Below are 13,337 nucleotides of genomic sequence, written 5' to 3' on the forward strand. Positions count from 1 at the left end.
GGCCGAGGTCAGAAGAGGGTGTCGCGGACACGGAGCGGCCGGAAACCGGTTGGGCCGAGCTGGGTAAGCTCGGCGTCGATGGCGCCGAAGAAGTTGGTGACGTAGTGGCAGATATGTTCGAGTTCGTCATCTCTATCGGCCTGCGAGACAACCTTTCCGCAGGGGATGTAGCCGAGCTGCGTTGGCATCTGGGACTCGGGGAACTACCCGCCGATGGACTTCGGATCGGGAGCGGAATTCAATGGGCGGTAGAGGACGCGAACGGCTCCATGGTCGAGGTGGAACCGGAACCGTTGTTGGGAGTGCACGGGCCTGCGTGGAAGGTCAGAGGGATGCTGAGCGCGAGTCTGGAGCGAACCGCCCTCGGATGGCACCTCGACGCCCGCCAGGAGGTACATCCGGAGACGTTCGAGGAAATGACCGAGCTGATGGTCTGGTTCTACCGGCGTGTGGATTTCAGCATGGTCCGCGCCGATGGCTCGGTCGAGATCGGGCGGCTGCGCTGGCATGAGCACTCGGAGCCAGTCCCGCTGGTGGTGCGAGATGATCATGTCTTCTGGCCGTGAACAGATCGCCGTAGCCGCGCCTCGATTCAGCGCGGTGGACGCGCGTGACTGATTTGCCGAGGGCAGTGCCGGGCGTGACCGTGACCGCGCGAATCATCGGCTCGTGCGGGTTCTTCGCCAAGATTGTGGCGGACTTCGAACCGCCCGGCACGCCGGGTGAGACAGAGATTTTCTGCACCGCTCCCGATGAGCAGATTCCGGTCGAGTATCTTCCGGCGGTTGCTGATGGCCTTCGGGAAGGATTGGGCGCGGTGGCCGCGGCGGTGTTGATCACCGGCGGGGCCTTCCACCAGGACTGTAAGGGTTGCCGTGTACGGGCCAAGGTCAACCTGTCGGGGGTTCGCAATACAGTGCGCCGCATGCGAATCGGCTACGGGTGGGTTTCCACCCGCGACCAGCATCCCGAAGCCCAGCACGACGCGCTCACCGCAAGAGCGCATTGCCCAACTCGGAGCGGGAGGCCGAGCCTGACCGATCGGAGTCAGCCGAGATAGCTGCCCTGCCCGCCTTTCAGGCGGTGGTGATGCCACACCAGGCGGCAAAACCACGCACCGTGTCCGACGCCCGAGCTTCCTGCCGAGCCAATGCCCGGATCGTCTCGTGCACCATCGGGTGGTACCGGGTCTGCGTGGGTGCAATCTTCTTCGCGATCTGCAACGCGGAGAACGCGCCGTCCCGATCACCGTGCAGCAGGAACCCGCGTGCCAGGTCGATGTAGTGGTGACCCAACCTTTCACGGGGTGTCTCCGTCGGCAGCTCCAGGTCCTTCGCCCGCTTCACTGCCTCCGTGCCATCCATCGCCTCCACCGCCAATCCAACCGACCAGATGTCGACGTTCGTCGGACCGAAGCACAGACGGTAGTCGTCGCGATCAACTCCGATCCGCTGAGCCGTCTCCCTGGCCTCGGCCAGGTGATCGTCCGCGACATCCTTGCGCCCGGCGCGAGCTGCGGCGAGGCCGGACTTCAAGTGCAGGTTGCCCCATACGCTGAGCGTCGCCGGATCGCCCGCCTCCACCTCGCTCTCGATCTGTCGTCGGCTTTCCTCCAGGAATTTCGTGGCGCCGTTCCAGTCCGCAGCACAGATCATCTCCCCTGCACGCTGGTAGTCGCCGACGAGGACCGCGAGCAGGTCGCCGGATCGGGCCGCAGCCCATTCGTATCGGTCGACCGCGAGGGAGGACAAGTCGATGTAGCCGAGCTTGTACACCACCTGCGAAGTGGCCGAGTACGTCTCGGCGAGCAGCCCGAAGATCCGCTCCTGCTCGGTCCCGGCCGTCGAATACCAGGCCACCCGAAGGTCGTGTAACAACTGCGGAATCAGTTGCCCGAGTTCGTCGAGCTTCACCATGTGCCGCAGTTGCGAGGCCCGAGCGACGTCCTTCGCCAGCTCATCGAACGGCCTGGGCGGAACGTCCTCCGGTGGAAGCCTGTACGTGGCGAGTTCCCGCCGGATCTCGGGGATGCCGGCGTGCATCTTTTGCTCGGCGGCTGTGCTCGCTGGGATGATCTTCTCGTATAGGTCTTCGGTGCTGACCTTCAGCGCCCGTGCGCACGCCGCAGTGAACGACGGCGAGGCGGGCACCTGGCCTTGCTCGACGCGGCGGATCAGGGATAGGGAGACGGTGTCGGAGTATGTCGCCACCTCTTGGGCGAACTTCTCCTGCGTCCAGCCGCGAAGCTTGCGGGTGGCCCTGACCTTCTGGCCTACGCGGTTGTCTGTTGCTTGGGTCATCACGCTCACGGTTCCTATTGGACTTCAGCGCCGCTCACAAAACTAACAAAGAGATTGTTAGTTCGCTGGTCTTCGCTGATCGATGCTGATCACAGCACCCGATGCGGGCCGATATCACCAGGCAGCGAGTTCGTAGCCGCGCCACCGAGTGCCTTCAACTCCATGACAACACACAACGCGCCAGGGGGTATCCGATGCCCGGAATTCTGCTCACACTGCTCGTCGTATTCGGCCTCCTTGCAGTAGCAGCCATTTGCTACACCGCGGCCTACGTGGTCGACCGGCCAGAGCGACGCGACAGCGCCCGAGGCCAGAAATGATGTCCGGCGCCAGCCAGCCGGATATCGACCGTTGGGAGTTGCGGTCCCGCGACTGCACTCTCGGGATCGTCATCGAAGGCCAGGAGCACGCCCGCTACGTTCTGTCGGTGCATTCCGGGCATGGTGGCGAGTGCCGTCCTTTCCAGGACGCGTTGAGCGCGGTATCGGTGGCGATGGGATGAGCGAACCGATCGGGGTCATGCAATCCCACATCGACAGCTCGATCTACATCGTCGTCACGGACTGATTTCCGTACACCACATGGGACTACCTGGCTCTACTCGAAGATGCCAACGACGGCCGGTCCCTGGAACAGTTGCAGCGCTTCGCCATAGCACTCAGGGAATGGGCAGGGCCACGGGACGGCTCAGCAAGCCGCCATCACAACCCCTGAAAAAACTTCCCGCCCTGGTTTCTTCGGGTTGCTGTGTCACGGCGGCGGACGCCCTCGGCCGCGGATCGGGCTGGACGCCCGCGGCTGAGGGGCCCCGCTCACACCACCACGCGGTAGGTGAGGATGTCGCGCACCAGCGTGCCCAGGCTCTCGGCCTGGGTCTTGGCCTTGATCCAGGCTCGGTGTACGTCCACGGTCTTCACGCTCGAGCCCAGCCGGCTTGCGATCTGCTGACTGGAGCGCCCCTCGATGACCAGGCGCAACACGTCACGCTCGCGGGGGGTGAGACTTTCGAGCCGGGCCGCGAGCCGCAGCCGGTCCGCCCGTTCGACGAACAGCCGGGTGGCGACCAGCGATTGTTCTTGGACGATTTCGAGCATCCGCTGCGGTTCGTACGGTTTCTCGAGGAAATCGACCGCGCCTGCTCGCAGGGCACGAACCGACATCGGAATATCCCCGTGTGCGGAGCAGAAGACTACCGGTGCCGGATGGTCCCGCTGATTCAACTGCTGTTCCCGCTGCGGGATTCCTGCTGTGACCGCGCCCTCCGTTGCTGGAGATCACCCCCGAGGAACTGGACGGTGTGATGGCGGTCGGGTTCCGCGGGACGTTCCTGGCCTGCCAGATTTTCGGCGCGCACATGGCCGAGCGTGGCTACGGCCGGATCGTCAATATGGCGTCGCTGGCCGGTCAGAACGGCGGTACCGCCACCGGCGGGCACTACGCCTCCGCCAAGGGCGCGGTCATGTCGCTGACCAAGGTCTTCGCCCGCGAGCTCGCGCCCTCGGGTGTCACCGTGAACGCGGTATCGCCGGGCCCGCAGGACTCGCCGATCGTGCGCAGCATCGTCGGCGCGGACAACCTCGAGGCGTTCGCGCGTTCGATTCCCGTCGGGCGCCTCGGCGACCCGGCTTTCATCGCCGACATGGTCGCCCTGCTCGCGTCACCGGCCGCCGCGTCGGTCACCGGGGCGTGCTGGGACGCCAACGGCGGTCTCTACATGCGATAGGAGCACTTGTGCCGAACATCAAAGTGACTGTCCAGCAAGTGATTTCGGAAACTCCGACGGTCCTTTCGCTGCGTTTGGCGCGCGAAGACGGGCTGCCGCTCGGTCCGTACCGGGCTGGGGCGCACATCGACGTGACCGGGCCGACCGGAGTGCTCCGGCAGTATTCGCTGTGCGGCCCGCCCACCGAGGCCGCCACTTTCACCATCGCGGTGAAACGCGAACCGGAGTCGCGTGGCGGGTCCGCGGCGCTGCACGAGGTGCGCGTGGGCGACATCATCGAAGTCGGCGCACCGCGCAATATCCTCACAGTAGCCCCGGATGCCGACCGGCATCTGCTCGTCGCCGCGGGCATCGGAGTGACCCCGCTGCTCAGCATGGCCTACGAGATGCACAGCTGCGGTGCGGATTTCGAGCTTCTCTACTTCACGCGGTCGCCTGCGGAGACGGCGTTTCGCGATCTGCTCGACAATCGCGCCGAGTTCCGGGAGCGGGTCCGGCTGCACATCGGCGTGTCCCGGGACGAACAGCGTGCCCTGATCGAGGCCGCGGTCGCCACGCTGAGCACGAGCAGCGCTGTATATACCTGCGGCCCGGCCGGTTTCATGGCCGGTGTCGAAGCAACCGCCACACCGGCGGTCGGCGAAAGACGCGTGCATGTCGAGCATTTCGAGGCCACCGACGTGGACACCTCCGGCGCCAGCGGCTTCACAGTGGAACTCGACACCGGCGAGAGTTTCGAGATTCCGGCGGATCGTTCGATTCTGTCGGTGCTCGAGGACAACGGTATCGAGGTCTTCAAGTCCTGTGAGGAAGGCATCTGCGGCTCCTGTGTCTCGAATGTGCTCGAGGGCGAACCGGAGCACCGGGACAACTGCCTGTCCGCCGCCGACAAGGCTGCCGGAAATCAGATCGCGCTCTGTGTGTCTCGAGCGAAGTCGAGCAAACTGGTCATCGAATTGATCTGAACTGTCGGGAGATCGAAGGTGAACCACGGCGGTCAGCCGGCCGCGACGGCGCGGTCGGCTGCCGCCCGGTCGGCCGCGGCGAGTCCGAATACGAGCGCGGCGGCGATTCCACCGGTGTACGCGTGGTCGTAGAGACCGCCGATATCGGCGCCCGCCGCGAAGAGTCCAGCGATAGTTCCGCCGCTGGTGGCAAGGACCCGGCCGTACCGGTCGATGCGAATGCCGTGAAAGGGAAATGTCAGGGCGGGACGCGCCTCGATGACGTAATACGGGCCGTGGTCGAGCGCTTGCGCGTCGTAGGTTCGCGGCGGCTGCGCGGCCGCGCCCGCTGCGTTGACAGCCCGGATCTGCGCGGCGATCTCGACGCCGTCGTAGCCCCATTCGGCGGGCAGATAGGCGAAGTCGTCGAGGCTTTCGGCGATGCCGCAACGGCCGCCGCGGCGTTGTGCCAGATCGAACTTGTCGAGCGCCTGCGCGCCTTCGACGTAACTTCCGGTGATCCAGTCGCGGTAGACCCGCTCGTCGGCGACGAGCAATCCTCGGGACTCGGGTTGGTCCAGCAGTTCCATGGTGGTCAGGTGATCGCCGATGGTTTCGTCGGTGAACCGGCGGTTGTGCAGGTTGAACAGCAGAGCGTGCTCGCTGTAGTACAACGACAGCGCGACGAAGTCGGACGGATCGCGGAACTCCAGCCCGGCGGGAATGAGGTGGCCGTAGAAACCGGATCGTTCCGTACCCGTCGCGGCCCCGACGTCCTCGGCGAGCCGGAGTCCGTCGCCGGCGCTGGCCGGATTGGACCGCAATTGCATCGCGCTCGCAGCGGGATGGATGTACTCGTCGACCAGCTCCGGATTCGCCTGGAACCCGCCCGTCGCGAGTATCGTTGCAGCAGCGCGAATCTCGCGTTCGGTTCCATCCGGAAGCCGCACACGAGCGCCGACGACGGAACCGTCCTCGGTGAGCAGGGCTCGAGTGTCGGTCTCGGTGAGCAGCTCGCCCTCGGCACGGATCCGTCGGCGGCATTCGTCGATGTACCGGTTGGTGTCGAATTGATGGCCGCAACCGTAGCGCAGGACGGTGACCGCATCCGCGCATTCGACGCCGAGCGATCGGATCCAAGCGATACCGGGCCCGAATCCGTCGACAAGTGCGCGGCGCAGCTCGATATCGCCGCGCGGGTTGACCTCGTCCATGATCGCGTGGGAGGGGGCGGTCCAGGCGTATCCCGCGAATTGCGCGGATCCGCCTACTGCGGCGGCCTTTTCGACGACGATCACCGAATTGCCTCGATGCAGTGATCGAGCCGCTGCGGTGAGCCCCGCCATTCCGCCGCCGATCACGAGTACGTCCGTGTGTACCTCTGGCATTCGATGCTCCTCATGCGTTGCGTTGGCTACCCGACGTGCTGGCCACCCTAGCTGCGAAACTGAAGTCAGTTCAAGTATAGATCTGCTTGTGAAGCCGATCACACCTCATGTACGGTGGTGCCCGAACCGAGTTCAACTCAGTTTGGTGCGGCGGCGGTGCGCCGACGATTTGGGCACCCTTGTCGCGTCCGGCGTACCGGTCGGACGCGGTCCGGGCATTACCGCCTGATTCCAGAATCAGTAGTAATGCCAACTTGTTTCGACACATGAAGAACCGATGAGGATTCAACCGATGAAATTCAAGAAATTCGCGGCGACGGCCGTGCTGGTGACTACCGGACTCGGGATCAGCGCTGGGACCGCCCATGCCGCGCCCACCTCCGGCCACGGTGACGTCGATTTCACCGCCGCGGCGACCGACCGGTCCACGATCATCACGACCAGTGCGGGATCGATGGCTGTCGAGGATGGTGTATTCAAGATCAAGGCGGCCGATGGGACCACCCTGGCGGGGACCGAATTGCGGTTCCGTATCGATGATTTCGAATTCCCGATCGCCGCGGAAATCAACGACCGCACCGCGACCCTGTCCCCGCAGTTCGATGCGGCACACGCAACCTACAAGCCGGTCGCGTTGCCCTACGAGGATCAGGCGCCGTGGAAGACCCAATATGACCGCGAGCAGGCCGCCTGGAACCGCCTCACCAGCACCATCAGCGCGGGTGCCACGATCGGCACGCTGGTCGGCGGTCTGGTCGGCGGTGCGGCAGGCTGCGTGCTCGGTGGCATCGCGGGTGCGACGGTCGCCGCGGCGACCATCGTCGGCATGTTCGGTCCGTTCATTCCGGCCGCCGCCGTCGGCTGCCTGGGCGGCATCGTCGCCATCGGCGCGCTCGGCACTCTGGCCGGTCAGATCCTGGTGACCGCGCCGGTCGCGATCGGTGCCGCTATCCAGTACTTCACCACCATCAACCAGCCGATGCCCGCCCCGAAGTAGTTCACCGAGTGCGACAGTAAGCAAAGGTCGGAGTCACGCCCCGCCCGGATCCCTAGCCGAGCGGGGCGTGCCCAATTGTGCGGCCACCACGCCAACTGGATGCACTGCACACATTTGCCCCTTGTGATTGACACCACATCGGGCTACGGATAGATTCTCAAACTGAGATCAGTTCAGTTTCGGAGGTTTCATGAAATCGCTGACCAAGGCGGTCGCGACTCTCGCGATTGCCGCCTCGACATTCGGTCTGGCCGCCTGCGGAGGGAATTCGTCCGCCTCGAAGCCCGTCGAGGGGAGCTGGGAGGACGTTGTCGCCGCGGCCAACGAGGAGGGCGCAGTGACGCTCTACTCGAGCCAGAAGCCGGCCAACCTCGATGCCCTGAAGACCGCGTTCCAGACCAAGTATCCGCGGATCAAGCTGGACTTCGTGCGCGGCACCGACGCCGATATCAACCCGCGGGTGGAGACCGAGAAGAAGACCGGCAAGGGCACCGCCGATGTGCACATGCTGACCGATGCGGCGTGGATCGCCAATGCCGCGAAATCGGGAACGTACTCCACCGAGTTGGTCGGGCCGGACTTGAAGGCTTCCGAGTATCAGCCGGACAAGAGTGTGCTCAACAACCGGTTCTTCCTGACGAGCGCGGCGGTTTACGGAGTGGGCTGGAACACCGGTGCGGTCCCGAACGGCCTGAAAAATCCCCAGGACATAGTGAATCCCGCCTATCGGGGCAAGATCGGAATCGTCAATCCAACCGGCATCGCCTCCTACGTCGATCTGTACCGGCATTACGCGCGCACCTACGGCGCGGACTACTGGAAGCAAATCGCAGCCCTGAAGCCGCGGATCTACCCGAGCGCCCTAGGTGTCGCCCAGGCGCTGACCTCCGGTGAAATTGTTGTGGCGCCTTCGGTTCAGCCCCTGGTGACCGAAGTGGCCGCAGGCGCGCCGGTCAATTGGACCCTGCCACCGTCGCCATGGGGCACCGCCTGGTACAGCCAGGTGACGAGTGTGGCACCGCATCCCAATGCCGCTCAGGTACTGGCGAATTTCATGGTCACCCGTGCCGGGCAGACAGCGCTCAACGGGGGATACGCGGCGGCGTTGGCCGATATCCCAGGCGCGGTGGCCCGGGCTCAGGACATCGCCGCACCCGACACCAGTGAGCTGACGCCCGAGAAGATCGAGAAGTACTCCCAAGAGTGGTCTCAACTTTTCCAGGGCTGACAGTGGACAGGCGTGCTGCATTGCTCGGAATCAACGTATTGGTCACCGGAGCATCCGGCGGAATCGGCGGCGCGACCGCCGAACTGTTCGCGAACGAGGGCGCGACGGTGTACCTCACCGATGTCGACGACGCGGCGGGGGAGCGCCGCGCACACGAACTGGGGACGACTGCGCATTACCGTCGGCTCGATGTGACCGCCGAATCCGATTGGCAGGCGGTCACTTCCGAAATGGATCGCGCGGGCCACCCCCTCCAAGTGCTGGTGAACAGCGCCGGAGCAGCGATGAAAGCGCCGCTGACACAGACTACGCTGCAGCAGTTCCGCAGGATGATCGAACTCAATCTGGTCGGCACATTCCTCGGACTGCAGGCGGCCGCCGCGGCGATGGTTGCCGGCGGGACGGTCATCAACATCGCGTCGCTGCGCGGCGTACTCGCGACCGCCGAACTCGGCGCCTACGGCGCGTCGAAGTTCGGGGTCCGCGCCCTGAGCAAGGTCGCGGCACTGGAATTGGCCGATCGCGGCATCCGCGTCAACACGGTGTGTCCGGGCAGCATCGACACCGAGATCACCGCGGTTCCCGACTTCTCCGCCGACGATGTCGAAGCGTATGTGCGATCCATCCCCCTGCAGCGGCGTGGCAGCCCCATGGAGGTCGCGAAGGCGATCTTGTTCCTTGCCGGTGATGACAGCAGCTACGTCACCGGGATCGACTTGCTGGTCGATGGCGGTATCGCCGCCGGCGTCCGCACACCCCAGAAGCAGACCTAGAAGGCATGAGATGAGCTCGCAGTTCACAGTTTCCGGTCTCACCAAGACTTATGGATCGAATGTCGTCGTCGACCAGCTCGACCTCGCGATCGAGGAAGGCGAACTCCTCGTACTCCTCGGCCCGAGTGGCTGCGGCAAGACAACCACCTTGCGCTGCCTCGCCGGATTGGAGACGCCCCAGGATGGTTCGATCACCTTCAAGGATCGGCGCGTTTTCGACGCCGAGGCGAAGCTGAATGTGCCGGTCCACAAAAGGAATATCGGAATGGTGTTCCAGTCGTATGCGCTGTGGCCGCATATGACCGTGCGCAAGAACATTCGATATCCACTGCAGGTCCGCAAATTGCGGAAGGAGATCTCCGGCGGCGCTGTCGAAACTGCCGCTGCCATGGTCGATTGCACAGAGCTGCTCGACCGGTACCCGGCGCAGCTCAGCGGTGGACAGCAACAGCGGGTCGCGGTGGCTCGTGGCCTGGTGGCCCGGCCCGATCTGGTGCTCTTCGATGAACCATTGAGCAATCTGGATGCCAGATTGCGGGATCAGGTTCGTACGCAAATCCATCAACTGCATCGCAGTCTCGGATTCACGGCGGTTTTCGTCACCCATGACCAGGCCGAGGCATTCGCGCTCGGCGACCGCGTCGCGATTATGAAAGCGGGCAAGATCGAACAGTACGATGCGCCCGAGCAGGTTTTCGAGCATCCGGTATCGGAGTACGTGGCCGCGTTCATCGGTATGGCCAACCGGCTGGAACTGCGCCGCGGTCCCGGTGGCTGGATGACCTCGGCCGGCGACGATATCGACCTGACGCATGCGGTGGTGCGCGGACGAGCCGACGAAGGTACGTCCGCGGTCGCGCGGCTGCGTCCCGACGATGTCGTGGTCCACTCCTCGATCGACCACGTGCCGCAGGGCGATGTGGCGCTGCATGCCGAGTTGGTGACCTACGAATACGGCGGCCGCCACTTCGACGTGACCGTCCGCACGGGTGGCGAACAGCTCGCGCTGCGGGTCGATGCGGCCGCCCATGGAGCCACGTTGCGCCGAAGCCGCCCAGGAGATCCCATGATCGTGAGTTTCTCGCCGGCGAGCTTGCGCGTGTTCGCACGACAGCCGGACGGCGGAGGCAGCGACTTGCCGGTGCTGGCGACGGCCGGCGCGGGAAGGCACTCCTGATGGCCACATCGACTGCCACCTCGATCGAATTGCGCGCGATTCCCGCACACTTGCGGGCCAGAATCGGATATCTGGCCTTGCTGGCAGTTCTCGCCTATCTGGTCGTATTGCCGATGATCCGGCTGCAATCGCTGGCGTTCGAAAACGGCGCGCAAGGTTATCGGAACCAGTACGGCCGCTTCGATATCGCGGAAACGATCGGGACCACCATCGCGCTGGCCCTCGGATCGCTCGTGATCGCGATGGTGCTCGGCACGGTCCTGGCGTTCGCGGCGAGCCGACTGCCGGACCGTCTCGGCTTTCTGCGGATCATTCCGATCCTGCCGATCGTCATGCCCGCGGTTGCCAACATCGTGGGCTGGGCCTTCCTGCTATCGCCAGGGCCCGGCTACTTGAACCTTGTGCTCAGGAAGTTGCCGTGGTGGAGCGGATCGGATTCCGGACCGATCGATGTCTACACCGTTCCGTGGATCATCATTCTCACCGCTTTCGGGCTCACGTCGTTCGTGTATCTATTCGTCAGCGCGGGCATGCAGAACGTCAGCTCGGAACATCTCGAGGCAGCACAGGTGAGCGGGTCGTCCACGCTCGGAGTCTTCTTCCGGGTGGTGCTGCCGTTGCTGCGCCCGTCGTTGATCTATGGCGGCGGCATCGCGTTGTTGCTGGGCCTCGGCCAGTTCACCGGTCCACTGCTGCTCGGCCAGAACAGTGGCGTCAAGGTACTCACCACCGAGATGTATCGGCGCGTGTCCGAGTCACCGTCCGACTTCGCCGCCGCCGCTGCGGCAGGTTCGCCACTGGTGATCTTCGGGCTCGTACTGGTGCTGATCCAGAAGGCCTTGCTCGGCAACCAGACTCGCTTCGTCACGCACGGCGGCAAGGCATTCGCACCATCCACCGGCCGCGCTACCTGGGCCGTAGTGACGATTGCCGGCTACGCGTTGTTCGCCCTCGTCATCCCTTTGGTCGGGTTGATCATCGTGGCCTCGACGCGGTACTGGTCCGGGTCGCTATCGTGGAACCTGTTCACGCTCGACAATTTCCGAGAATTGGCCGCCACCGACGCGATCGTCGAATCGGTGATCACCAGTGTGCTGACATCGCTCGGCGCGGTGGCGATCTGCGCACCCATCGGGTACGTGATGGCCAACCTGCTGGTGCGCGGCCGGCGCTCCAAAATACTGGCGCTCATCGGTGATTTCATCACGGCATTGCCGCTCGGCATCCCGGCGGTGATCTTCGGCGTCGGCTTCTTGCTCACCTATACCGAGCCGCCCTTGATTCTGTACGGCACGCGAACGGTGATCGTTCTCGTCTACGTCGTACTGATGTTGCCCTTCGCGACGCGCATGCAGATGACCGCGATGCTGTCGCTCGGCAACACCTATACCGAGGCCTCGGCAACCAGCGGAGCATCACCGTTCGTGACGAACGCGCGGATCATGCTGCCGTTGATGCGTCCCACCATCCTCAGCGCGGTTGCCTTGATGTTCATCCTGCTCACGCACGAATTCGCGGCATCGCTGCTGGTGCGCGCGTCGACCACCCAGGTGATGGGGACCCTGCTCTTCGATATGTGGCAGAACGGTTCCTACCCGCTGGTCGCGGCGATGGCGTTGCTCATGACAGCGGTGACCACGATCGGCGTCGCACTCGCCATGCTGGTCGGCGGCCGCAACGTCCTCAGCAAGCTCTGACCGGCGGAGCTCGGCTCCGACTTCGAAAGGACTGCACAGCAATGCCTCTCGGTGTTTCGAGGCTCGATGGCAAGGTCGTGTTGGTGACCGGTTCGACTGGGGGAATCGGCGTCGAAATCGTGCGCCGCCTGGCCGAGGAGGGGGCCTCGGTCGTGCTGACCGATATCGACGTCGAGGCGTGCGAGAGGCTGAGCGCCGACCTGGAACACGGTGCGCGGCATCAGGTTCTGGGATTGGACATCACCCAGGAGTCGCAGTGGCAGCAGGCGATGTCCGCGGTGTCCGAACGCTTCCCGAGTCTGGATGCCGTCGTCAACAATGGTGCCATCGGCAGCCTGGCGTCGGTGGTGGACGAGGATCTGAATCGGTACAACCGGGTGATCGAGGTGAGTCAGACCGGCACCTGGCTGGGCATGAAGCACGCGGGTGCGCTGATCGAGCGGACCGGCGGCGGATCGATCGTCAATATCTGCTCGATCCTCGGCACCGTCGGCGGTCTCGGCAACAGCGTGGCCTATGCCGCGGCGAAGGGCGCGGTGCGCAGCATGACGAAGAACGCCGCCTTGCATTGGGCGACGAGGGGAGTGCGGGTCAACTCGATCCACCCGGGATTCATCGAAACGCCACAGCTGCTGGAACGGTACGAGGGCACCGAGCGACACCAGGCGATGGTCGCCAACACCCCGATGGGCCGACTCGGCCGCGCCGAAGAGGTCGCCGCCGCCGCCGCGTTCCTGGCAGGCGACGATTCGACCTTCATCACCGGCACCGAACTCTATGTCGACGGCGGCTGGACCTGCGCCTGACCGGCGAAGCTGTTGGCGTCGCCGACGATAGTGCGGCGATTCCCCCGCAACGGAAAGTCCCGCACCTCGATATCAGATCAGAGGTGCGGGCTTTCTGGCTGGGAGCGGCTCGTCAGGCGCGTTGCGTCCACGGCTCAGCGGGCGCTCAGGCGCATCGTGCGGCCATCCGAAGTATTATGACGCCGTCCACATCCTTCGCGGACAACATATTTCGGGCGACCAGAACATCCAGATGCGCCATCGTCTCGCACGTCGCCACCATCTGATCGACGTTGTCGAGCGTGCCGAACGGGCGGTCGCGCTA

The 13,337-nt window shown here is 64.5% G+C and carries 12 protein-coding genes and 2 pseudogenes; 11 read left to right on the forward strand and 3 right to left on the reverse strand.

Going from position 1 to position 13,337, the window contains the following annotated elements:
- Both ACT86A_RS26290 and ACT86A_RS26295 read left to right on the forward strand, forming a co-directional pair.
- Window positions 1–566: hypothetical protein (locus ACT86A_RS26290; protein WP_445094950.1), on the forward strand; the 566-nt coding region annotated here is incomplete at its 5' end.
- A gap of 44 nt (window positions 567–610) precedes the next feature.
- Entirely contained in the window at window positions 611–1,060 is a 450-nt protein-coding gene (locus tag ACT86A_RS26295; protein WP_445094908.1) for a hypothetical protein, read from the forward strand.
- Window positions 1,061–1,076: 16 nt separating this feature from the next.
- Here ACT86A_RS26295 and ACT86A_RS26300 read toward each other — a convergent pair whose 3' ends face one another.
- Window positions 1,077–2,300 (reverse strand): helix-turn-helix domain-containing protein, encoded by a 1,224-nt coding sequence (locus tag ACT86A_RS26300; protein ID WP_445094909.1) that lies wholly within the window; start codon window positions 2,298–2,300, stop codon window positions 1,077–1,079.
- A 319-nt stretch (window positions 2,301–2,619) separates the two neighbouring features.
- On the opposite strand from ACT86A_RS26300, the gene ACT86A_RS26305 reads away from it, so the two are divergent.
- On the forward strand, window positions 2,620–2,802 hold the full coding sequence (locus ACT86A_RS26305) for a hypothetical protein (RefSeq protein ID WP_445094910.1): 183 nt from the start codon (window positions 2,620–2,622) through the stop codon (window positions 2,800–2,802).
- A 310-nt stretch (window positions 2,803–3,112) separates the two neighbouring features.
- On the opposite strand, the pseudogene ACT86A_RS26310 reads toward ACT86A_RS26305, so the two are convergent.
- A pseudogene (locus ACT86A_RS26310) lies at window positions 3,113–3,487 on the reverse strand (response regulator transcription factor); the annotation flags it as partial.
- Window positions 3,488–3,564: 77 nt separating this feature from the next.
- Between ACT86A_RS26310 and ACT86A_RS26315 the strand changes: the two are divergent.
- Together ACT86A_RS26315 and ACT86A_RS26320 are read left to right on the forward strand one after the other, a co-directional pair.
- Window positions 3,565–4,023 (forward strand): annotated as a pseudogene (locus ACT86A_RS26315) (SDR family NAD(P)-dependent oxidoreductase); the annotation flags it as partial.
- Window positions 4,024–4,031: 8 nt separating this feature from the next.
- Window positions 4,032–4,988 carry a PDR/VanB family oxidoreductase gene (locus tag ACT86A_RS26320; protein WP_445094911.1) on the forward strand — a complete coding sequence of 319 codons (957 nt, stop codon included), beginning with the start codon at window positions 4,032–4,034 and terminating at the stop codon, window positions 4,986–4,988.
- 32 nt (window positions 4,989–5,020) lie between these two features.
- Here the strand turns inward: ACT86A_RS26320 and ACT86A_RS26325 are convergent, their stop codons facing one another.
- A complete protein-coding gene (locus tag ACT86A_RS26325) occupies window positions 5,021–6,355 on the reverse strand; it encodes an FAD-dependent oxidoreductase (RefSeq protein ID WP_445094912.1) in 1,335 nt (444 codons plus the stop codon).
- A 292-nt stretch (window positions 6,356–6,647) separates the two neighbouring features.
- On the opposite strand from ACT86A_RS26325, the gene ACT86A_RS26330 reads away from it, so the two are divergent.
- From ACT86A_RS26330 to ACT86A_RS26355, 6 genes are all read left to right on the forward strand, one after another.
- Window positions 6,648–7,352: a DUF8020 domain-containing protein gene (locus tag ACT86A_RS26330; protein WP_445094913.1), complete on the forward strand. Its 705-nt coding sequence runs from the start codon at window positions 6,648–6,650 to the stop codon at window positions 7,350–7,352.
- A gap of 190 nt (window positions 7,353–7,542) precedes the next feature.
- On the forward strand, window positions 7,543–8,580 hold the full coding sequence (locus ACT86A_RS26335; protein ID WP_445094914.1) for an ABC transporter substrate-binding protein: 1,038 nt from the start codon (window positions 7,543–7,545) through the stop codon (window positions 8,578–8,580).
- Between the two features lie 20 nt (window positions 8,581–8,600).
- The gene (locus ACT86A_RS26340; protein ID WP_445094915.1) at window positions 8,601–9,353 is read left to right on the forward strand and encodes an SDR family NAD(P)-dependent oxidoreductase; all 753 of its coding nucleotides are present in this window, start codon (window positions 8,601–8,603) and stop codon (window positions 9,351–9,353) included.
- Window positions 9,354–9,363: 10 nt separating this feature from the next.
- Window positions 9,364–10,530 (forward strand): ABC transporter ATP-binding protein, encoded by a 1,167-nt coding sequence (locus ACT86A_RS26345; protein WP_445094916.1) that lies wholly within the window; start codon window positions 9,364–9,366, stop codon window positions 10,528–10,530.
- Window positions 10,530–12,227: an ABC transporter permease gene (locus ACT86A_RS26350; RefSeq protein ID WP_445094917.1), complete on the forward strand. Its 1,698-nt coding sequence runs from the start codon at window positions 10,530–10,532 to the stop codon at window positions 12,225–12,227. Before ACT86A_RS26345 ends, ACT86A_RS26350 begins: the two co-directional genes overlap by 1 nt.
- 41 nt (window positions 12,228–12,268) lie before the next feature.
- A complete protein-coding gene (locus tag ACT86A_RS26355) occupies window positions 12,269–13,033 on the forward strand; it encodes an SDR family NAD(P)-dependent oxidoreductase (RefSeq protein WP_445094918.1) in 765 nt (254 codons plus the stop codon).
- The last annotated feature ends 304 nt before the right edge of the window (window positions 13,034–13,337 follow it).

The sequence above is a fragment of the Nocardia glycosmidis genome (assembly GCF_052545115.1).

Bases quoted from the DNA above. Each gene is read 5' to 3' on its own strand.
- ACT86A_RS26345 (WP_445094916.1), top strand. From the start codon at position 9,364: ATGAGCTCGCAGTTCACAGTTTCCGGTCTCACCAAGACTTATGGATCG.
- ACT86A_RS26300 (WP_445094909.1), bottom strand. From the start codon at position 2,300: ATGACCCAAGCAACAGACAACCGCGTAGGCCAGAAGGTCAGGGCCACC.
- ACT86A_RS26355 (WP_445094918.1), top strand. From the start codon at position 12,269: ATGCCTCTCGGTGTTTCGAGGCTCGATGGCAAGGTCGTGTTGGTGACC.
- ACT86A_RS26330 (WP_445094913.1), top strand. From the start codon at position 6,648: ATGAAATTCAAGAAATTCGCGGCGACGGCCGTGCTGGTGACTACCGGA.
- ACT86A_RS26305 (WP_445094910.1), top strand. From the start codon at position 2,620: ATGTCCGGCGCCAGCCAGCCGGATATCGACCGTTGGGAGTTGCGGTCC.
- ACT86A_RS26325 (WP_445094912.1), bottom strand. From the start codon at position 6,355: ATGCCAGAGGTACACACGGACGTACTCGTGATCGGCGGCGGAATGGCG.
- ACT86A_RS26335 (WP_445094914.1), top strand. From the start codon at position 7,543: ATGAAATCGCTGACCAAGGCGGTCGCGACTCTCGCGATTGCCGCCTCG.
- ACT86A_RS26350 (WP_445094917.1), top strand. From the start codon at position 10,530: ATGGCCACATCGACTGCCACCTCGATCGAATTGCGCGCGATTCCCGCA.